Origin of the sequence: Labrys sp. 22185 (assembly GCF_052045555.1) — a bacterium.
Lineage (GTDB): Bacteria > Pseudomonadota > Alphaproteobacteria > Rhizobiales > Labraceae > Labrys > Labrys neptuniae.
On sequence record NZ_JBQEPH010000009.1, the window covers coordinates 152,881 to 172,515 of the forward strand.

Annotated in this window: 19 protein-coding genes; 5 read left to right on the plus strand and 14 right to left on the minus strand. The window is 66.2% G+C overall.

The window, feature by feature from the left end:
• Positions 1-102: 102 nt before the first annotated feature.
• Positions 103-1,143 (plus strand): heme-dependent oxidative N-demethylase family protein, encoded by a 1,041-nt coding sequence (locus ACTJKX_RS19150; RefSeq protein ID WP_440726165.1) that lies wholly within the window; start codon positions 103-105, stop codon positions 1,141-1,143.
• Between the two features lie 160 nt (positions 1,144-1,303).
• On the opposite strand, the gene ACTJKX_RS19155 is transcribed toward ACTJKX_RS19150, so the two are convergent.
• From ACTJKX_RS19155 to ACTJKX_RS19165, 3 genes are all read right to left on the minus strand, one after another.
• On the minus strand, positions 1,304-1,849 hold the full coding sequence (locus ACTJKX_RS19155; protein WP_440726166.1) for a hypothetical protein: 546 nt from the start codon (positions 1,847-1,849) through the stop codon (positions 1,304-1,306).
• A 203-nt stretch (positions 1,850-2,052) separates the two neighbouring features.
• Positions 2,053-2,517: a thioesterase family protein gene (locus ACTJKX_RS19160; protein WP_440726167.1), complete on the minus strand. Its 465-nt coding sequence runs from the start codon at positions 2,515-2,517 to the stop codon at positions 2,053-2,055.
• A gap of 198 nt (positions 2,518-2,715) precedes the next feature.
• Positions 2,716-3,693: an L-carnitine dehydrogenase gene (locus ACTJKX_RS19165; RefSeq protein WP_415080295.1), complete on the minus strand. Its 978-nt coding sequence runs from the start codon at positions 3,691-3,693 to the stop codon at positions 2,716-2,718.
• Positions 3,694-3,937: 244 nt separating this feature from the next.
• Between ACTJKX_RS19165 and ACTJKX_RS19170 the strand changes: the two genes are divergently transcribed.
• The 3 genes from ACTJKX_RS19170 (at position 3,938) to ACTJKX_RS19180 (ending at position 6,174) form a co-directional block, all read left to right on the plus strand.
• Complete coding sequence (locus ACTJKX_RS19170; RefSeq protein WP_394313923.1) at positions 3,938-4,285, plus strand: ArsR/SmtB family transcription factor; 348 nt, start codon at positions 3,938-3,940, stop codon at positions 4,283-4,285.
• Positions 4,286-4,422: 137 nt separating this feature from the next.
• The gene (locus ACTJKX_RS19175; RefSeq protein WP_311940812.1) at positions 4,423-4,950 is read left to right on the plus strand and encodes an SRPBCC family protein; all 528 of its coding nucleotides are present in this window, start codon (positions 4,423-4,425) and stop codon (positions 4,948-4,950) included.
• A 336-nt stretch (positions 4,951-5,286) separates the two neighbouring features.
• Positions 5,287-6,174: a DMT family transporter gene (locus ACTJKX_RS19180; protein ID WP_367625253.1), complete on the plus strand. Its 888-nt coding sequence runs from the start codon at positions 5,287-5,289 to the stop codon at positions 6,172-6,174.
• 18 nt (positions 6,175-6,192) lie between these two features.
• On the opposite strand, the gene ACTJKX_RS19185 is transcribed toward ACTJKX_RS19180, so the two are convergent.
• From ACTJKX_RS19185 to cbiE, 4 genes are all read right to left on the minus strand, one after another.
• Complete coding sequence (locus ACTJKX_RS19185; RefSeq protein WP_440726168.1) at positions 6,193-7,101, minus strand: DMT family transporter; 909 nt, start codon at positions 7,099-7,101, stop codon at positions 6,193-6,195.
• A gap of 273 nt (positions 7,102-7,374) precedes the next feature.
• Positions 7,375-8,136 (minus strand): precorrin-4 C(11)-methyltransferase, encoded by a 762-nt coding sequence (gene cobM / locus ACTJKX_RS19190; protein WP_440726169.1) that lies wholly within the window; start codon positions 8,134-8,136, stop codon positions 7,375-7,377.
• A 1-nt stretch (position 8,137) separates the two neighbouring features.
• A complete protein-coding gene (locus tag ACTJKX_RS19195; protein WP_311940825.1) occupies positions 8,138-8,527 on the minus strand; it encodes a cobalamin biosynthesis protein in 390 nt (129 codons plus the stop codon).
• Positions 8,524-9,774: a precorrin-6y C5,15-methyltransferase (decarboxylating) subunit CbiE gene (cbiE, locus tag ACTJKX_RS19200; RefSeq protein WP_440726170.1), complete on the minus strand. Its 1,251-nt coding sequence runs from the start codon at positions 9,772-9,774 to the stop codon at positions 8,524-8,526. The genes ACTJKX_RS19195 and cbiE overlap by 4 nt, the downstream gene beginning before the upstream one ends.
• 183 nt (positions 9,775-9,957) lie before the next feature.
• Between cbiE and ACTJKX_RS19205 the strand changes: the two genes are divergently transcribed.
• The gene (locus tag ACTJKX_RS19205) at positions 9,958-10,761 is read left to right on the plus strand and encodes a cobalt-precorrin-6A reductase (protein ID WP_440726171.1); all 804 of its coding nucleotides are present in this window, start codon (positions 9,958-9,960) and stop codon (positions 10,759-10,761) included.
• Between the two features lie 116 nt (positions 10,762-10,877).
• Here the strand turns inward: ACTJKX_RS19205 and cobJ are convergent, their stop codons facing one another.
• From cobJ to ACTJKX_RS19240, 7 genes are all read right to left on the minus strand, one after another.
• Positions 10,878-11,627 (minus strand): precorrin-3B C(17)-methyltransferase, encoded by a 750-nt coding sequence (cobJ, locus tag ACTJKX_RS19210; RefSeq protein ID WP_367625258.1) that lies wholly within the window; start codon positions 11,625-11,627, stop codon positions 10,878-10,880.
• 175 nt (positions 11,628-11,802) lie between these two features.
• On the minus strand, positions 11,803-12,531 hold the full coding sequence (locus tag ACTJKX_RS19215) for a precorrin-2 C(20)-methyltransferase (RefSeq protein WP_311940838.1): 729 nt from the start codon (positions 12,529-12,531) through the stop codon (positions 11,803-11,805).
• Positions 12,528-13,157, minus strand: coding sequence for a precorrin-8X methylmutase (locus ACTJKX_RS19220; RefSeq protein WP_440726172.1), 630 nt, complete (start codon positions 13,155-13,157; stop codon positions 12,528-12,530). Before ACTJKX_RS19220 ends, ACTJKX_RS19215 begins: the two co-directional genes overlap by 4 nt.
• A gap of 154 nt (positions 13,158-13,311) precedes the next feature.
• Complete coding sequence (gene cobG, locus ACTJKX_RS19225; RefSeq protein WP_440726173.1) at positions 13,312-14,685, minus strand: precorrin-3B synthase; 1,374 nt, start codon at positions 14,683-14,685, stop codon at positions 13,312-13,314.
• Positions 14,682-18,188, minus strand: a complete 3,507-nt coding sequence (cobN, locus tag ACTJKX_RS19230; RefSeq protein WP_440726174.1) for a cobaltochelatase subunit CobN — start codon at positions 18,186-18,188, stop codon at positions 14,682-14,684. Before cobN ends, cobG begins: the two co-directional genes overlap by 4 nt.
• Positions 18,188-19,222 carry a cobalamin biosynthesis protein CobW gene (cobW, locus tag ACTJKX_RS19235; RefSeq protein ID WP_440726175.1) on the minus strand — a complete coding sequence of 345 codons (1,035 nt, stop codon included), beginning with the start codon at positions 19,220-19,222 and terminating at the stop codon, positions 18,188-18,190. Before cobW ends, cobN begins: the two co-directional genes overlap by 1 nt.
• Complete coding sequence (locus ACTJKX_RS19240) at positions 19,219-19,602, minus strand: DUF1636 family protein (protein ID WP_440726176.1); 384 nt, start codon at positions 19,600-19,602, stop codon at positions 19,219-19,221. The genes cobW and ACTJKX_RS19240 overlap by 4 nt, the downstream gene beginning before the upstream one ends.
• Positions 19,603-19,635 lie beyond the last annotated feature (33 nt).

Sequence of the window (19,635 nt, forward strand, 5' to 3'; positions counted from 1 at the left end):
CTTTCTCGGCGACATGCTCGCATGTCGCGAAACCGGCTCTCCCCCGAATCTTCCGTTTCAAGAGCCGGCTGGAAGCCGGCGGTCCCAGGAAAGGACATCCCCATGGGCATCCAATTCCGCCAGGAAACCTTCCGCGACGACTTCACTTTCCGCAATTCGGAAACGGCGATCCGCCGCTTTCCCTTCCCCTTCGACAAGGACAACTACATGTATGCGGTCAATATCGAACCGCATACGGCAGGCCCGAAGGGCTCTGTCTTCGAGCATCCCATCGACGTCGACGAGCACTATGTCTCGGAGATGGCCGACCGGGCGCTGGTGCTGAAGGAAGACCCGCTGCGCTGCCAGTCCCTGCCGCACATGACGCTGGCGGGTTGGGACCTGCTGGAACTGCTGATGGAGAGCATGTCGACCTCCTATCCCGAGCATTTCACGCTCGAGCGGGACGGCAACCAATGGCACTGGATCAACCGGCCGCTCGGCATCGACGACCGCTTCACCTTCGGCGACGTCGCCACCCTGCCCTATGGGCCGATGGAATACATCACCCGCCAGGCCCAGGGCGATTTCTGCCTGCTCGACCAGCGCGACGGCAATCTGTGGATGGATGCCGGCATCGTCACCACCCAGGCCGACTGGTCGCTCGATTTCGACATCGGCATGAACTTCATGGAATGGCACGGCCCCGTGCCGCTCGCCCACCAGCTGGGCGTGTTCGAGCGTGCGCTCAAATTCATGCTGAACCTGCGCCAGGGCTCGCCCACGCGGCGGCTCAACTGGACGATGACGGTCAATCCGCGCCTGGATACCTCGCCCGAGAACTATCACAAATGGGGCAAGGACCGCACCACGCTGACGCTGGACAATATCGGCAACAAGCTGCATCTGCGCGTCGAGCTGCAGAGCTTCTTCCGCCTGCCGCGCTCCAACGCCATCGTCTTCCCGATCCGCTGCTACCTGATCAAGCTGGAGGAGCTGGTGACGGTGCCCAAATGGGGCCGGCGCCTGCATCGCGTGCTGCAGACGCTGCCGCCCGAACTGGTCGACTACAAGGGCCTCACCCGCTTCCGCGACACCGCGGTGGAGTGGCTGTCGAAATATGACGACGGCGCCGAGACCAGCCCCGGCGGCTGGCCGGATTGATCATGGAGCGCGGGCATCTCAGCGCCATGAAGGCATGTCGCGATGTCCGCTCTTGGAAGCGTTGCGCTTGAAAGGTAGCGGGAGGGCGGAGAACCGCCCCCAACCTTGCACTATTTCGCAAGCGGAGGATCAATCGCCGGAACAGCTTCGTAGCGATAGGTCACTTATGGCTGAATAATTGTCCACCGATGGACCAACTCTCCGGTAGGCCTGTGACATTGTCGACGTACAACACATAGTGTTGATTATCGCCACCTTCCGGCAATTCAAATATCGAATGCCACGAACCATATCTGACAGTCGACCCCAAACAACTTACATCTTTCAATCTTTTAACAGAAAATGGAAGATATGGATTCGTATAGCTTATTATGAAATTAGAAAACCTAGTACCGTTGCCATCCCAAATTTTCCATCCATCCCCTTCATTTATCCATCGCTCCCTATCAACACCAACAAAACCTAAAAACTTATCTTCCTGCGTGGGAGTGGCTTTGTATTTTGTCTCGATCCGAATAGCTTCCGCGGACTGACGGATGTAGGTGGTCATGAGTTTCGAGCCATGTTCGCCCTCCTCCACTATGTCGGCTCTGAAAGGCACAGTTTTCAGCCTATCGAAAGCCTGCACCAAATAGTCTTGGCAGGACCCGCGGGCACCGCCAATCGATAGCACCAACAGCAGCACTGCCATGAAGAAGCGGCGCATGAAACCTCGAACACCAGCAAGTCGATAAGGCTATATGTATTCGATCCCGCTGAAATGCCAGCGGGACTCAATATAAGCCGGCAAACATGGCGGCTGGCGAGCTGGGGCGTTTCCGGGTGCACGGGCATCCTGCCCGTTCTTTCGTTCCAACCAGCGACATTGCTTCCAAGAACGGGCAGGATGCCCGTGCACCCGGAATAGCACTACCGCTTGATGCCGATGCTGCGACCGGCATCCTTCGGCATCGGCAGGGTGGCGTGCTCCTTCAGCAGCCCCTCCAGCACTGCCGCGCTCTGCGGCAGCCAGGGCGCGGCGTGCGGCTCATCGGTCTGGTCGATCGACATCAAGAGTTGCTCGGAGGTCGCCACCACAAGGTTGCGCACCTTGTCAACCATGCTCAGGAAGATGCGGACGCGCTTGGCATCGAGGTCCAGCACCTGGCAGGTCACCGAAACGGGCGTGCCGAGCTTGACCTCCCACAGGAAGCGGACATGGGTCTCCATCGTGTAGATGGTATGGCGCGTCGTCTCCCGCACCGCTTCGGTCAGGCAGACCCGGCCGAGGAACTCGTCCACGGCCTTGGCGAAGATCACCGCGTAATAGCCGTCATAGAGATGGCCGTTATAGTCGATCCATTCCGGGCGGACGGTTTCGTCGAGAAGGTGCATGGGAGTCCCCCAAAGCGTTTTGTGATTTCTCGGAATCATCAAGAATCGCAAAGACGCGTCGAAACAAAGAGATAGAGCAAACAAAAGTTCACGTGTGAACGCGCTTTGCTCCAGGATTGCAGGCGTCCCGCCTGCATCACCCATCGTGCAAGTGTGACGGTTCCAAGAGTCGGCTGAAAGCCTGCGGTCCCCTGAGAGCTAGATCCGCCCCTCCAGCCCCTCGGCCTCCGGCCAATATTTCTTGGCCAGCGCCATCACCTCGATGAGGAAGTCGTCGCGGCGGCGTTCCAGCGCCTTGATCGAGCGCCCGGCGGCCTGGTGCTCGCAACCATCGGCGACGCGATCGATCAGTTCATCCGTCAGTTCCGGAGCCACCAGCTTGGTCCAGGGCAGCTTCAGGGCGGGGCCGAACTGGTGCAGCATGTGCCGCATACCGCCCTCGCCGCCGGCGAGATGGAAAGTCAGGAAGGTGCCCATCAGCGACCAGCGCAGGCCGCAGCCATAGACCACGGCCGCGTCGACTTCCTCGGTGGTAGCAACCCCGTCATTGACCAGCCAGAGAGCCTCGCGCCAGAGCGCTTCCATCAGCCGGTCCGCAATGAAGCCTTCGATCTCCACCTTGACATGCAGAGGGCGCATGCCGATCGAGGTGTAGAACGCCTTGGCGGCCTCGACCGTCTCGGGGGAGGTCTTCTCGCCGCCGAGCACTTCCACCAGGGGCAGCAGGTAGACGGGGTTGAAGGGGTGGCCCACCACCAGCCGGGTCGGATCGGCCATCCTGGCCTGCAGCCGGCTCGGCAACAGGCCCGAGGTGGAGGAGCCGATGATGGCGCCGGGCTTGGCGGCAGCGTCGATCTGCGCCAGCAGGTCCTGCTTGAGCTCCTCGCGCTCCGGTGCGTTCTCCTGGATGAAGTCCGCCTCGGCGACCGCCTCGGCGATCGAACCGGCATAGCTGAGGCGCTTGCGGTCGGCACCGGCGGCGAGCCCCTGCTTTTCCAGGGCCGGCCAGGCATTGTCGATGGCCGCGCGCAGCTTTTCCTCGGCGCCCGGAGCCGGATCATAGGCGACGACGTCCAGACCGTGCGCGAGCGCCCGTGCCGCCCAGCCGGCACCGATGACCCCGGTTCCAACGATTGCAAATGTCTTAGCTGCAAATGTCTTGGCTGCTGCGGCCATGGAATTCTCCCTCTTGCTCGTGGCGACTAGACAGGGCCTTGCCGGAAACGCCTTTGCATGGCGCGACATCTCAGGTGCCGAACGCGACGGAAATAGTCAGCATCGTCGGTAAAGTGCGCGCTGGTTTTCGGAAAAACCATGCGACGACCAAATCGACAGTATCGGCCCCGATTTCGAGATCGGTCCGATGCTGTCGTCAACCATTTGGTTGACAGTTTAGGGGCAAAGGCAGATATTCAACCGTATGGTTGAATATCAAGATCCTCTCGACGCCGTCTTTCATGCCCTGGCCGATCCGACCAGGCGGGCCATGCTGCGCAGCCTCGCCGCCGAGCCCCGCAAGGTGGGCGAACTCGCCCACCCCTTCGCCATCTCTCTGGCCGCCGCCTCCAAGCATATCAAGGTGCTGGAGAAGGCCGGCCTGGTGGAACGCCGTGTCGAAGGACGCACCCATACCTGCCGGCTGAATCCGCGGCCTCTGCATGCCGGCCTGGAATGGATGCGTTTTTATGAAAAACTCTGGAATCAGCGGCTCGACACGCTTGACGCCTTGCTGATCGCGGATGCGATTGCCAACCCTCAAGGGAGTTGAGCCTGAAGCGTCTCGCGATTTGCCGGTATCTGCAGGACTCGCAAAGGTGCCCTGGCCAATCCGTCGGATTGGCTGGGAAATAAAGCATCAGAGAAAACAAGCGCTCATGAAAGCGCTTTACTCTAGGGAGTTGAACCATGTCCGACTACGGCGTGATCATCGACACCGAGACCGTACGCATCGAACGCGTTCTTTCCGGACAGATCGAACGCGTCTGGGCCTTCCTGACCGAAGCCGAGAAGCGCCAGCAATGGCTGGCCGGCGGCGAGATGGATTTGCAGCCGGGCGGACGGGTCAACCATGTCTTCCGCAATGGGGACCTGTCGTCGCCCGACGACCCGCCGCCGCCCAAATATGTGCATCTGAACGGCACGGTGGAAATGCATGGGCGGGTGATCGCCTGCGAGCCGCCCACCTTGATCGAATATGCCTGGGGGGACGGCTCCCAGGTGCGCATCGACCTCAAGCCGGAGCTCGGGCGGACCCATATCACCATCACCCATAGCCGCCTGCTCACCCGCGACGAACTGATCAGCGTCGCTGCCGGCTGGCACACCCATCTCGACATCCTCGCGGCCCGCCTCGGAGGACACGCACCGCCGAGCTTCTGGGGCCTGCATACGCGGCTCGAAGCCGACTACGAGAGCAAGATGAGCGCAGGCTGACGACGATCGCCGTCCGGCGCCCCTGCCGGACGGCGACCTGCCCTGGCGACAGACGCGGCACTGCCCGGTGACGATGGCGGACCCGGCCGCTCTATCGGATAGCGTAAGTTGTCAATGTCACGACTGAGCGGAAAGCGATCGAGGAACGCAGGGACAGTGGAGGAACAGCGCAAGCGCCGTCTCCGTCATCAAGCTTTTCTTGTCGTTCAAGATAGCTTTCCTCCCTTGAACGAAGCATCGGAAACAAGGAGATTGCGGCTGATCACAGCTTCATCGGCCCGTTGGGAGTGCCGCTGAAAATCATGTGAGTTGCGTCCTCCCACCCCCGGTTTTCCGATGTCCGCCATCACCGCCTCGCCCGACGCCCGTTCCGTTCATCGGCTCGGTGTCTTTCTCGTCGTCGCCTCCGCCATCGCCTGGAGCATCAGCGGCATCTTCGCCCGCATGCTCACGGTGGACGCCTGGACGACCGTGTCGCTGCGCGCGGCGATCGGCGCGATCTATATGGGGGTCGGTCTCGTCTATGTGCATCGCGCCGACAGCCTGGCCGCGATCCGCTCGATCGGCTGGTTCGGCCTCATCATCGCGGCCTGCGCCTCGCTGTCGATGCTGTTCTTCGTCGGGGCGCTCTATCACACCACCATCGCCAACGTATCGGTGATCTATGCCACCACGCCCTTCCTGGCCGCCGGCCTTGCCTGGCTGATCATGCGCGAGAGGGTCTCCCGGCGCACGCTGATCGCTTCCGGCGGCGCGCTCGTCGGCGTGGTCGTGATGGTGGGAGGCTCCTTCGGATCCGGCCATCTCTTCGGCGACGCCATGGCGCTCGGCATGGCCGCCTCCTTCGCCATCGTGGCGGTGGTCGCGCGGGCCCGTCCGGGGCTGGAAATGCTGCCGGTCAACCTGTTCTGCTGCCTGTTCACCGCGCTGGTGGGCCTGCCCTTCGCCTCGCCCGCCGCAGCGACGGCGCAGGACTGGGTGGTGCTGGCGCTGTTCGCCTTCACCTCGATCCCCCTGGCCTTCTTCATGTTCCTGGCCGGTGCACGCCGGATCCCCGCCGCCGAATCCGGCCTGATCTCCACGCTCGACGTGGTGCTGGCCCCGCTGTGGGTCTATCTGATCTTCGCCGAGGATCCGGGTATGGCCGCGATCATCGGCGGCGCCATCGTGCTCCTGGCTGTGATCTGGCACATTCTCGGTGGCTGGCGCCTGAAGTCGTCCTGAGGCCGTATAGTCCCGGGATCACACCGAGGCGCGCGCCGCCACTTGCGCTTCCTCATCGCGGGCGAAGCTGCGCCCGAGAGCGGCGACGAGCACGCCCGCGAGCAGCACCCCGCCACCCAGGACGGTGGTCAGGCGCGGTGTCTCGTCGAAGAAGAGATAGACCCAGACCGGCCCGAGGATCATCTCGGTCTGGGCCAGCAAGGTCAGTTGCCCGGCGCCGACATACCGGGCGGCCGCATTGAGCAGATACATGCCGCCGCCGATGAAAACGGCGCCATGGATCATGGCATAGGTGTTTTCCAGCATCGGCGTGGCGATGGTGATCCCTCTCAGCGCCATGAAAGCGCCGCAGGTGAGGATGGTCAGCACCGCCCAGCCCGTCACCACGCCCGACATGTCCCTGTCGCGGCCGAGCCGGGCAATGATGGAATAGAGGCCATAGGCAAAGCCCACGCCGAAGGCAGCGAGATTGCCGATGGCATTGCCGCTGCCCAGTTCCCCCCAGGTCATGATCAGCAATCCGGCGATGCCGATGGCGATGCCGCACCAGGTGGAGACGAAGATGCGCTCCTTCAGGATCAGGCGGGCCAATATGGCGCCGATCAGCGGCGCCGCGCTCGAAAACAGCAGGGCATTGGCGATGGTGGTCGTCTTCATGGCGAAGATGAACAAATCAGCCATCACCGTCATGCACAGCGCGCCACCAAGTCCCAGCCAGCCGCCCGAAATCAACTGCTGCAGCGGCGACTTGCCCTGTAGCAGCGCCACACCGAGAACCAGCGGCAGCAGGCCGAAGCTGCGCCAGATCAGATATTGCACGGCGTCGAGATGCGGCGACTCACGAATGGTGATGCTGCCGAACGAAAACACCGTTCCCGCCGCGAGGGCGAGGAACGCACCAAAGAGGTGGGAGCCACGGGAAGACATGACGGGGACGCGACCAGGAGGAAGAACTTCCACAATGCCGGGAAAGCGAACATCGAATAGTCCAGGCGCGACATTTCTGGCTGATCCGAGCCGGAATTGACGGACGATTGCACCAGCGCGTCGCTGAGAACGATGGGCAGCTTTCTCCCCTTGGCGGTGTCGTCAACTCTCTTGCGTTGACTGGAGGTGCCGGCAGGCGGACGAGGGGCTGCGCCACCCTCTCGGGGCTTTCAAACGCCAACACCCTGGGAGGGGGGCGTGAGGACCGGCTCGTCACCCCTCGAAGCCGCGATAGCGCCGCTTGTAGTCGGTGTCGTAGAGCGCGCTTTCGCGGAAATCCTCGCTGGCCAGCGTGCGCCCGATCAGGATCAAGGCGGTGCGCTCCATCGGCTCGGCCGCGATCTTGTCTTCGATATCGCCGAGCGTACCGGTGACGACACGCTCATCCGGCCAGCTTGCCCGGAAGACCACCGCGACCGGGCAAGCGCTGCCGTAATGCGGCGTCGTCTCGGCTACCACGCGCGCCAGTGCGTGGATGGAAAGATGCACCGCCAGCGTCGCACCGGTCTGGGAGAAAGCCTCCAGCGTCTCGCTCTCCGGCATGGCCGAGGCCCGGCCGGAGGTACGCGTCAGCACCACCGATTGCGCCACTTCCGGCAGCGTGAGCTCCTTGCCGAGCACCGCCGCGGCGGCGGCGAAGGACGGCACGCCCGGCGTGATGGTGTAGGGAATGCCGAGAGCCCGCAGGCGGCGCGTCTGCTCGCCCAGCGCGCTCCAGATCGACAGATCCCCCGAATGCAGCCGCGCGACATCGAGGCCCGCTTCATGCGCTTGTTCGATCTCAGCCATGATGAGGTCCAGCGTCAGCGGCGCGGTATCGACCACGCGCGCATCTTGGGGCGCCAGCGCAATGATCTCAGGCGGCACCAGCGAGCCGGCATAGAGGCAGACCGGACAACGCGCCACGAGATCGCGGCCCCTGACGGTGATGAGGTCGGGCGCGCCGGGGCCGGCGCCGATGAAGTGAACGGTCATGTCAGGCCTCGTTGACGGCGATGGCGCAGGTGGCGTTCGCACTGGCGATGCGCGCCCGCTTGAGGGTGGATTGCGGGCCGGCGCCAGCGAGCGCCGCGGTTTCGGCCACGCTGCCCAGCCCCGTCAGGGCGACCACGCGCTCCGAACGGGTCAGCACGCGCGGCTCGGCGGCCTCCAGCGCAGCCTGGGGGATCAGCACGAGTGGGACGCCCAGGCTGGTGGCAGCCTCCGCCAGTCCCGCCTCGCCCTGCTTGAAGGCGGGTGCGAACAGGCCCGAAAGTGCGGCAAGCTCCAAGCCGGCCTCCTGCAGGGCCAGCCGGACGAGAGCGGTGATTTCCTCGGCCGGGCAGCCTTTGCGGCAGCCGAGGCCGGCGGCGACGAACGGTTTCATTGCCCAGGATTTCCTGGCTTGACCACGCTCCATTGCGTCACCGGCATCGCCGGGCGCCAGCCATGCATGCTGCCGACGGGCACCAGCCGCTCCACGCCCAGACGGATCAGATCGCCGCCATATTGGGTGAAACGCCGGGCCAGGGCCTGCTCGCTCTCCAGCGTAACGGCATTGGCAACGAGGCGCCCGCCCGGGCGCAGGGCGGCCCAGGCAGCCTCGAACACGCCCTCATCACCCGTGCCGCCACCGATGAAGACGGCATCAGGGCGCTCCAGTCCCGCCAGGGCGGCTGGTGCCGCTCCGGTGACGAGGCGCAGATGCGGCACGCCGAGATTGACGGCATTGACCAAGGCGCGAGTGGCCCTGTCGGCATTCTCCTCGATGCCGATGGCGCGATTGGACGGATGGCGCAGCAGCCATTCGATGGCGACCGACCCCGCCCCCAGGCCGATGTCCCAGAGCAGTTGGCCCCTGAGCGGGGCCAGCGCCGACAGCGTGACGGCGCGGATCTCCCGCTTGGTCAGTTGGCCGTCATGCTCGAAGAACGCGTCGGGCAGGCCGCTGGCGAGCGGCAGCGGGCGGGCGTCGGGGCCGGCAACCACCTCGATGGCCAGGATGTTGAGCGGATCGATCTCGTCGAGGTCGAAGGCATCGGCCCGGGCGGAACGGATCCTTTCCCCGCTTCCGCCCATGCGCTCCAGCACGGTCAGGCGGGACAGGCCGAAACCGAGTTCGGTGAGGCGGGCGGCAGCCTTGGCGGCCGTGCGGCCATCCCAGGTCAGGGCCAGAATGCGGGCATCGGGCTGGACATGCGGCACCAGCGTCTCGAACGGCCGGCCATGCAGCGAGATCAGGGCACAATCCTGCTGCGCCCAGCCGAGCCGCGCCGCGGCGAGGGAGAAGGACGATGGCGCGGGATGGCAGGCGATCTCCTCGGGCGGGATGAAGCGCGCGAGCGTGGCACCCACACCCCACAGGAACGGATCTCCGGAGGCCAGCACGACGACGCGCCGCCCACGCGCCGCCCTGATCGGGCCGATGGCGTCGGTCAGCGGGCTCGGCCAGGCCAGCCTTTCCGCCGGCCTTTCGGCGGCTCTGTCCGGCACCATGGCCAGGTGCCTGGCGCCACCGACCAGCAGTTCGGCCCCGGCGACCACGGCGGCGGCCAGCGGCGACAGGCCGGCCATGCCGTCCTCGCCGATGCCGACGATGGACAGCCAGCGATCCGAATGGTTGACAGGGCTCATCCGACCCTCAAGAGACGACAGCGCATTTCAGTTCCAACGCAATTCACTTAAGAAGAAACGATCCGGTTTGTCATAGCCGGGCTTGACCCGGCTATCCAGAAGCCACACGCAATCGGGCAATAGGCTGGATTGCCGGTCAAGCCCGGCAATGACAAAGATCGAACCAACTTGAATGACGCTTGAGTGACCCGTTCCCGTCCCCATGTCCTGCTGCTCGGCGGCACCAGCGAGGCTTCGGCCCTGGCGAGGCTCCTGGCCGCGCGCTCCGACATTCCGGCCATGGTGTCCCTTGCCGGGCGGACGATCAATCCCGCCCCGCCCCCGATCGCCCATCGGATCGGCGGCTTCGGCGGCGTCGAAGGACTTTGCGCCTTCCTCGAGGAAAATGCGGTCACCGCGCTCATCGATGCCACGCATCCCTTCGCCGAGCGGATGTCGGCCAATGCGGTCGAGGCGGCCCGGCGCACCGGCGTACCGTTGCTGGCCCTGCGGCGTCCGGCCTGGCAGGCTGAGAGCGGCGATCGCTGGAGCGAGGTTCCGGACGCCGAGGCCGCGGTTGAGGCGCTCGGCACCGCGCCACGTCGCGTCTTCCTGACCACCGGCCGGCTCGAACTGCCGGCCTTCCTCGCCGCACCCCAGCATTTCTATCTGGTCCGTTCGGTCGATCCGCCGGAAGAGCTGCCGCCGCGCGCCAGGCTGATCCTTGCCCGCGGTCCCTTCGCGGAGGCCGATGATTACAGGCTGATGCAGGAAGAGGCCGTCGACATCCTGGTCACCAAGAATTCCGGCGGCAGCGCCACCTATGGCAAGATCGCCGCCGCGCGCCGCCTCGGCCTGCCGGTCATCCTGCTGCGCCGGCCTGGGACGGCCGAAGTGGAGACGGTGGCAACGGTGCAGGAGGCTTTGGCCTGGATCGAGCACCGGGGGGCTGGTCTTCAGACCAGCCCGGAGACGTCGCGCCCGCCGGAAAGACAAAGCCGGGTCTGAAGACCCGCCCCCCGGAACTGCTTGCCCCTGGGATAGCAGGCTTCCAGCCTGCATTCTCGGAAACGTCGAACACGCCGGAGAGGCAGAGCAGGCTGGAAGCCTGCGCTCCCAGGACGTCACGCGTCCCATCTCCGGGGCGAATAGATCCAAGGCTCGGCCTCCCCGCGCTCGATCAACCTCGTCTGCGAGGAGCCGATCAGCACGAGCGTGCGCATGTCGACCTCTTCCGGCTTCACCGCGGACAGGCTGGTCAGGATGATCTCCTCGTCCGGCCGGCCCACGGCCTTGGCGAGCACGACGATACGCTCGCCCGCCTGGCGACGCAGCACCTCGAAGGCCCTGCCGATCTGGTCGGGCCGGGCCTTCGAGGCCGGGTTGTAGAAGGCGAGCACGAAATCGCCCTCCACGGCCGCCACCAGCCGCTTCTCTATCACGGACCAGGGCTTGAGATTGTCCGACAGCGAGACCACGCAGAAATCATGCCCGAGCGGCGCGCCGAGCCGCGCGGCAGCGGCGAGCACGGCGGTGACCCCGGGAACGACCACGATATCGAGGTCACGCCAGGCGGGATCCCCCGCCTCGACCGCCTCGAAGACCGCCGCGGCCATGGCAAAGACACCGGGATCCCCGCCCGAGACCACGGCGACGCGCGCGCCGGCCATCGCGAGCTCGAGCGCGTGACGGGCGCGATCGACCTCGACGCGGTTGTCGCTGGCATGGCGTTTTGCCGGGCTCGGCGGCACCCGGTCGACATAGGGGCCGTAGCCGATGATATCGGTCGCCTCGGCCAGCAGCGCGCTGGCCTCCGGCGTGATCCATTTCGCCGGCCCCGGCCCGAGGCCGATGATCATGACGCGGCCGGTCATGGGGTTTCTCCCAAGCGCATTGCCTTACCCTCCCCTGGAGGGGGAGGGTCGGACCGCAGGTCCGGGGCGGGGTGACGAGCGCCATTCCAGGCTGAATATAGCGTACCCACCCCACCCCGAGGCTTCGCCTCGACCCTCCCCCTCCAGGGGAGGGTATGAGATCCGTCTCCCGCCCTCACAGCAGCCGCCCCTGGCCGGGCACCAGCAGCATGGCGAAATAAGGCGCGCCGGTGAAATCGGCCGGCGGCAGAGGCATGATCTTCTCGCCGGCCATGGTGCCGCGCTCGACATAAACAGTGCGGGCGGCAAGGTCCAACTCCTCCAGCACGGCGCGCACTTTGCGAAAATGCCGGCCGAGCTTCATGATCACCGCCGCGTCTGCCAGTTCGAGATGACGCTTGAGCGCCGCCGCGTCCAGCGTTGCCGGCAGCACGGTAAGGATGTCGTCACCATAGGTGATCGGCGTGCGGGCTCGCGTCCAGCAGCCCGCCATGCCCGAGACGCCGGCAACCACCTCGGTCTCGTAGGAGGAGGCCAGGCGATGGAAGATCGGCATGAAGGAGCCGTAGAAGAAGGGATCGCCTTCCGACACCACCACGACATCGCGGCCGGCATCGAGATGAGCGGCGAGCCGGCGGGCCGATTCGTCATAGAAGCCGCCGAGCGCCGAATGATAGACCGGATCGCCAGCCGGCACTTCCGTCGTCATCGGATAGGCCAGCTTCTCCTCGATGACATCATCGGCCAGGAAGCCCTCGATGATGGTGCGACCATGGCCGCGCTGTCCCTGCTTGCAGAAATAGGCGACGACCGGTGCCGCGCGAATCAGCCGCGCGGCCTTCAGGGTCATCAGCTCGGGATCGCCCGGGCCGACGCCGACGCCATAGAGACGACCGGCACTCATTCGATTTCGCTCGCCAGCGCGTTGATGGCCGCCGCGGTCATGGCACTGCCGCCCTTGCGTCCGCGCACGATCAGCCAGGGTATCTTGCCCCAGGCCTTGAGCTCGTCCTTGGATTCGGCAGCGCCGACGAAACCGACGGGAATGCCGAGAATGGCGGCGGGCCTGGGCGCGCCACGATCGATCATGTCCATCAGATGAAAGAGCGCGGTCGGCGCATTGCCAATGGCAACCACGGCGCCGCCAAGGCGGTCGCGCCAGAGCTCCATGGCGGCAGCGGTGCGGGTATTGCCGATCTGCCGGGCAAGCTCGGGCGTGCGCGGATCGTCGAGCGTGCAGATCACGTCATTGTCGGCCGGCAGGCGGGCGCGGGTCACCCCATTGGCCACCATCTTCGAATCGCACAGCAAGGGTGCGCCGGCCCTGAGCGCAGCGCGCGCGCTCGCTACCAGATCGCCGGACATCTCGACATCGGCAGCGACCTCGACCATGCCGCAGGCATGGATGATGCGGACGACGACGGGGGCCTCGAGGGCCGAAAAGCGCGACAGGTCACTTTCGGCACGGATCATCGCGAAGGAGCGGCGATAGATCTCGGCACCGTCACGGATATAGTCGCGTTCAGACATGGTCACTCACTTGGTCGTCCCGGACGCGGCGCAGCACGCAGTGATGCGATGCAGATCCGGGATCGCTGGCAGAACAAGGCATACTTTCACGGCGGTTCCGCATCTGCGCCGCATCATTTCATGATGCAGCACGTGCGGAATGACAACGCCCTGTTCATCGCTGCTCACTGCTCTTGAAACTCTTCTCAGCCAGGCGCTTGGCCAAAAACGCCGTCAATTCGCCCAAGGACATCGGTTCCGTCTCGCTCGGCGCCTTGCTGTCGGCGTCGAAGGCGATACCATAGCGCCCTCCCTGCCCCACCAGCGTGATGGAAGCCGGTGCGCGCCGTGCGCAGCCCTTGGCGCAGCCCGAGACATGCACGCTCGCCCCCCTTTCGACGAAGCCGGCCAGCACCGGCGCCAGCCTTGCGGCATCGGCCTGCGCCGGCGCTTCGCCGGATAGACAAGAAGGGCTGCCGGGGCAAGCGGCAATGGCAAGCCGCGGGTCGCCGGGATCGACGACGAGGCCGAGGGACGACACTTCCGGAGTGACGTCGACGGCAAGCGGCGCCAGCAGGATGGAGCGCCAGGGCGTCAAGCGCAACGTCGCGCCATGCCGGGCGGCGACGCCGGCGAGGCCCTCGAGCTGGTGGGCATCGAGCCGTCCGAAGGGAGCAGCCGCGGTGAAGAAGCCGGCGGCGTGGGGGCCGGCGAAACGCAATGGCGCATTTGCCTTCTCCACGAAGTGGGGAAGGTGGCGTTGCGAAGCAACGACGGATGGGGTGTGGTCCGCTAGCAGCGCTCCAACTGGAAAAGGCGGTTCTAGCGGGCCACACCCCATCCGACCCGACTTCGTCGGGCCACCTTCCCCACTTCGTGGAGAAGGCAAGTGCACCCTCTCGTCTCGCAACCGCCCCACCACATCGCGCATGCGGCGTTCGTCGGGTTGGCGCAGAGCGAGGAAGCGTTCGGCGACGCTGAGTGCGGCTTCCAGTGCTTCCTCTACCCTCACCCGTCCCAATGCTTCACCACCGGCTTCCAGCCGGAAATGCGCGTCATCCTCTGCCCTCAACGCGATATCGGCCTCGACACCGTCAAGCGACAGCACGCCGCCACCGTCGAGCAGGAAACCGAACTTGGCCGGCAGGGAATGGAAACGATCGTTTCCTATCAAGCGCAGCTCCAGCGCCCGGATCAAAGGCTGCACATCGACGGGCGCGCTCGGATCGAGCCCGGCGAGCGGGCTCGCAATCACGTTGCGGATCTGTTCGGCGGCAGCGCTGGCATCGAGCAGGCCGAGTTCGGCGAGCCGGTCGAGCAAGGGTTGGAGGGTCTCGTCGCGGACGCCGCGCATCTGCAGATTGGCACGGGAGGTCAAATCGATCAGGCCATTGCCGAAGCGCCGGGCCGCCTCGGCCAGGGCGGCCGCACGCTCCGGAGCAAGTTCCCCGCCCGTCAGGCGCACGCGCACGATCAATCCGTCCCCCGAGCGCATCGGCCTGAGCGCCCCGGGACACCAGCCCTTGACCTGATTGGACGGTTCGCTCACGCCGCTCTCCCAGCCTCGTCCAGCAGGCGGCTGGCCGAATTACGGCGCGGCTGCCACAGCCCCCTGCGGATCGCCTCGGCCAGCCGCGCCCGGATCGCCCGGCCCGCAGCGGGATTGGCTGAAGCGAGGAAGGCCGCGACCTCCTCGTCCTCGACATAGGCTTCGTGCATGCGGTCGAAAGCGGCATTGGTGACGATGCCGGCCGTCGCCGAGAAGGCAAACAGCGAATCCATGGCATTGGCCATTTCGGCGGCGCCAGCATAGCCATGGGCCATCATGCCGTCGATCCAGCGCCGGCTGGCGGCCCGGCCATGCACGAGGCGGCCGACCTCCTCGCCGAGGCTACGCAGGCGGGGCTTGTCAGGATTGGAAAGGTCGGCGTGATAGAGGGCGGCCTTGGCCCCCAGCGCCTCCAGCGCCGCCGCAAAGCCACCCTGATGCGCGGCGAAGGTGACGTCATCAAGGATGTCGATCTCGCGATGGTCCTGGCCATGCACATGGGCATCGGCGGCGGCGACCCGCTCGGCGAAGACGGAAGGCACGGCGTCACCTTCGATGCCGGCGCCGTAGGCATGGCTGCTGGCGGCGAGATAGTCGCGGCCGAGATCGGCCCTGTTATCCCAGGCCCCGCGCGCGATGCGGTCGGTGATCCCGGCGCCATAGGCCGAGGGCGCAGCGCCGAAAATGCGCAGCGGGCGCTCGCCGCTCGTCTTCGCCGCGGCGGCCAGCGGGTTCCATTCGGCGCTTTCGTCAAGGGCGGCGACGGCCCTGACCGCTTCGTCGAACAACATGATCTGCTGAGCGAATACGTCGCGGAACAGGCCGGATATGCGCAGCGTCACGTCGACGCGCGGCCGGTCGAGCCGGGCCTGCGGCAGGATCTCGAAGCCGGAGACGCGATTGGAGCCGTTGTCCCATACCGGCTTGACGCCCAGCAGGGCCAGGGCCTGGGCAAGATCGTCGCCGCCGGTGCGCATGGTCGCCGAGCCCCACAGGTCGAGCACGATGTTCCGGGGATAGTCGCCGTGATCCTGCAGATAACGCTGGATCAAGGCATCTGCCGCACGCGATCCAATCGCGTAGGCGGCACGGGTCGGAACCGCCCTTGGATCGAGCGTGGTGAGGTTGCGCCCGGTCGGCAGCACGTCGGCACGCCCGCGCGTCGGCGCCCCGGCGGGGCCGGGCCGCACGAAGCGTCCGTCGAGGCCGGCAAGAAGGCTGGCCATTTCGCTGTCGCCGCAACTGTCGAGACGCGCGGCCAAAGCCGGGCGCTCCTCCGCGCCGCTGGTGGCGGCGAGGACATCGAGGAGGTGGTCGCTCTCCTCCGGCCGACGTCCGAACACATGCAGGCCATCGCGGATCTGCAATTCCTTGACGTCGCACAGGAAGGCATCGAGGCGCGCCAGCGTCTCGTCCTCATCGAGGCCGGGTGCGATGCCACATTCGGCGGTGAGGCCGGTCTCCATGGCCCGCTCGATGATCTCACGCCTGAGATAGGTCATGCGGCGCTGATCGAGGCCATCGGCGCTGGCATATTCGTCGATCAGGCGCTCGACCTCAATGGCGCCGCCGGAAAGGCCCGCCTCTCGCAGGGGTGGGGTGAGATGGCCGATGGTGACAGCCCCGAGCCGGCGCTTGGCCTGCGCCGCCTCGCCGGGATTGTTGACGATGAAGGGATAGAGCACCGGCACGGCTCCGGCGGCCAGCTCCGGAAAACACTGGGCGGAGAGCGCGGCCGCCTTACCGGGCAGCCATTCGAGCGTGCCATGGGTGCCGAGATGGATCATCGCATCGATGCCGAAAGCCTGGCGCAGCCACAGATAGAAGGCGAGATAGGCATGGCGCGGCGGCAGATCGGGCGAGTGGTGGTCGCCCTTGCGGTCAAGGGCCGAGCCGCGGTCCGGCTGCACCGCCACCGCGACATGGCCGCAGAGATGGCCGGCAAAGCGGAAGGCGCCGTCGCTGCAAAGGGGGTCGGCCGAGGGATCGCCCCATTGGGCCGCGAGCCTGTCGCGGAGGGCGGCAGGTAGGGTGTCGAGCCAGGCGGAATAGGCTGAGAGCGGGAGGGAAAGCGCCTTACCCTCCCCTGGAGGGGGAGCGTCGGACCGCAGGTTCGGGGTGGGGTGGGAATCACAACGGTCGAGGCAGTCACCCCACCCCGACGCTATGCGTCGACCCTCCCCCTCCAGGGGAGGGTATGACCGGCCCAACAACTCCAGCAGATCGGCACCGCTTTCCGGCAGGTCCCCCACCGCATAGCCCTCGTCGCGGAGCCGCTCCAGGATCGCCAGGGCCGAGGCGGGCGCATCGAGGCCGACGGCGTGGGCGAGACGGCCATCCGCGCCCGGATAGTTGGAGAGGATCAGGCCAAGCCTGCGCTCCGCCCGCGCCTTGGCGCCGAGCCGAGCCCAGGCAGCGGCCTTGGCGGCCACTGCGGCGATGCGCTCGTCATGGGGGGCATGGGCGAGGCGGGTGAAGGCGCCCTCCTCGCGTTCGGCCTTGAAGGAGATCACGCCGGCCGAAAGGCGGCCGTCGAGCTCCGGCAGTGCGACATGCATGGCAAGGTCGCTGGCCGACATCCCGCGGGTCGAGGCCTCCCAGGCCTCCTGCGCCGAGGAAGAGGTGATCACCTGCAGGACCGGACAACCGGCCACGTCGAGCGGCGAGGCACCGTCGTCGTCCAGGGCAGAAAAGGCGGTGGCATTGAGGATCACCGCCGGCTTGAGTTCCCTAAGCTGTCGGCGCACCCACTGCGTCGTCTCCCCGTCCTTGAGCGAACCGACATAAAGCGCCGTGGCGGCGAGCCCCTCGGCATCGAGCGCACGCGCCAGGGCTTCGATGGGGGCGGTGTCAGCGGAGAGCAGGATGGAGCGGTAGAAGAGGATGACGGCCTTCCCCGGGACCGCAGGCGTCTCGCCTGCTCTTCGTCCCTCTGGCGAGCGCGGTGTTTCCAAGAGCAGGCGAGACGCCTGCGGTCCCAGGAACACCCCGTATTTCGGCACGGTCACCGGTGCTTCCGGTTCGCCGAAATCGAGACCGCCCAGCCTGGCGGCATAGAGCAGGGACGCCCGGGCGTTTTGCGGACCGCCTTCACGCCAGTATTGGGCGAGCCGATCCAGCGCCTCCTGCGGCACGGTAGAGAGCTGAGACAGGCGCCCGTCGGGCCTGTCGTCACCGGGAATGAGGGCGAGCGCGATGCCGTAGGTGCGCGCCGCCGCCGCCAGTTCCTCCACGCCATAGCGCCAATAATCGAGGCCACCGAGCAGGCGTACCACGATCGCCTTGGCATGGCGGGCCGTCTGATCGATGTAGAGGTCGACGGACATCGGATGGCGCAGCTTCTGCAGCGGCGCCAGGCGCAAATCGTCGAGGCCGGAAGCGGCTGCCAGGGCAAGGTCGCTGTCGGTCAGCGAGGCAAACACGATCGCGCCGGGTGCCTGACCCAGATCGACGGCGGCCTCGCTGGCATCGAGCGAACGCGTATCGGCCGGCAGCAGATGCATCAGCCCTCCAGCGTCTTGCGGATGCCGGCCTGGTCGATGCCCTTCTCGCCGATGATGACGAGGCGGCTCGAACGCGTTTCCTCCGGCGCCCAGGCGCGGTCGAAATGCTGCGAGAAACGGGCGCCGACGCCCTGGACCAGCATGCGCATCGGCTTGCCGTCGACGGCGACGAAACCCTTGATGCGCAGGATATCGTGTTCCTCGGCCGCCGCCTTCAGCTTACGCACCAGGGCGTCGGCGTCGAGGACGGCCGGCAGGTCGACGATGAAGGTGTCGAAATCGTCGTGGTCGTGTTCGGCCTCGTGATCGTGGTGGGAGGGACGCGCCTCCAGATCATTCTCGGCCGCTGCCCCGAGCCCGAGCAGCACGGCGGCATCGATGCGGCCCTCGGAGGTGCGCACCACCTTGACGGCACGCGGCACGGTCTTCTCGATATCCTTCTCCACGCTGTCGGCCTCGCCGGCTGAGAGGAGATCAGCCTTGTTGAGCACGACGAGGTCGGCGCAGAGGAGCTGGTCCTCATAGACCTCCTCGAGCGGATTGTCGTGGTCGAGGGAGGCATCGCCCTCGGCCTGGCGCTTCAATTCCTCCGGATCATCGGCGAAGCGGCCGGCTGCGACCGCGGCACCGTCGACCACGGCGATGACGCCGTCGACGGTGACGCGCGAGCGGATCGCCGGCCAGTTGAAGGCCTTGACCAGCGGCTTGGGCAGAGCGAGGCCGGAGGTCTCGATCACGATGTGCTCGGGTGCGTTCGGACGCGCCAGCAGCGTCTCCAGAGCCGGCACGAAATCGTCGGCCACCGTGCAGCAGATGCAGCCATTGGCGAGTTCGACGATGGCGTCTTCCGGGCAGCTCTCGATGCCGCAGGACTTCAGAATGTCGCCATCGACGCCGACATCGCCGAATTCATTGACGATCAGCGCCAGCCTGCGGCCATTGGCGGTGGCGAGCAGGTTGCGGATCAGCGTCGTCTTGCCGGCCCCGAGAAAGCCGGTGACGATGGTGCAGGGAACCTTGGTGTGCGCGTTCATTCGGCGGCGTCCTTGAGGGTTGATAGGGGTGGGATGCGCGCGATCATGCTGCGCTTGAAGACGTCCGGACGGCCGCGCCAGGGCATCAGGCCGTCGGTGGAATGGGCCAGCAGCCCGATGCCGGTGAGAATGTCGGGGCCGCTCTCGGCGGTGAGGTCGCCGAAGACATAGGTCCAGCTACCGGGCGCCGACAAAGCCACCGTGCAGGAGCGCTTGCAATTGCCCAGGCACTCGACAGGTTGCAGCTCGACGCTTTCGGGCAGCATGCCGGCGAGCGCATCGCGCAACCGGGCGCCCTGGCGCGGCGCCTCGGGGTCATCGCCCTCGCGCCTGCAGGTCACGCAGACGAGCAGCCGGACTGGGAGAGTTGTTTCTGGCATCGGCCCTGTTCATCGCCGCCGGAGCGGATGGAG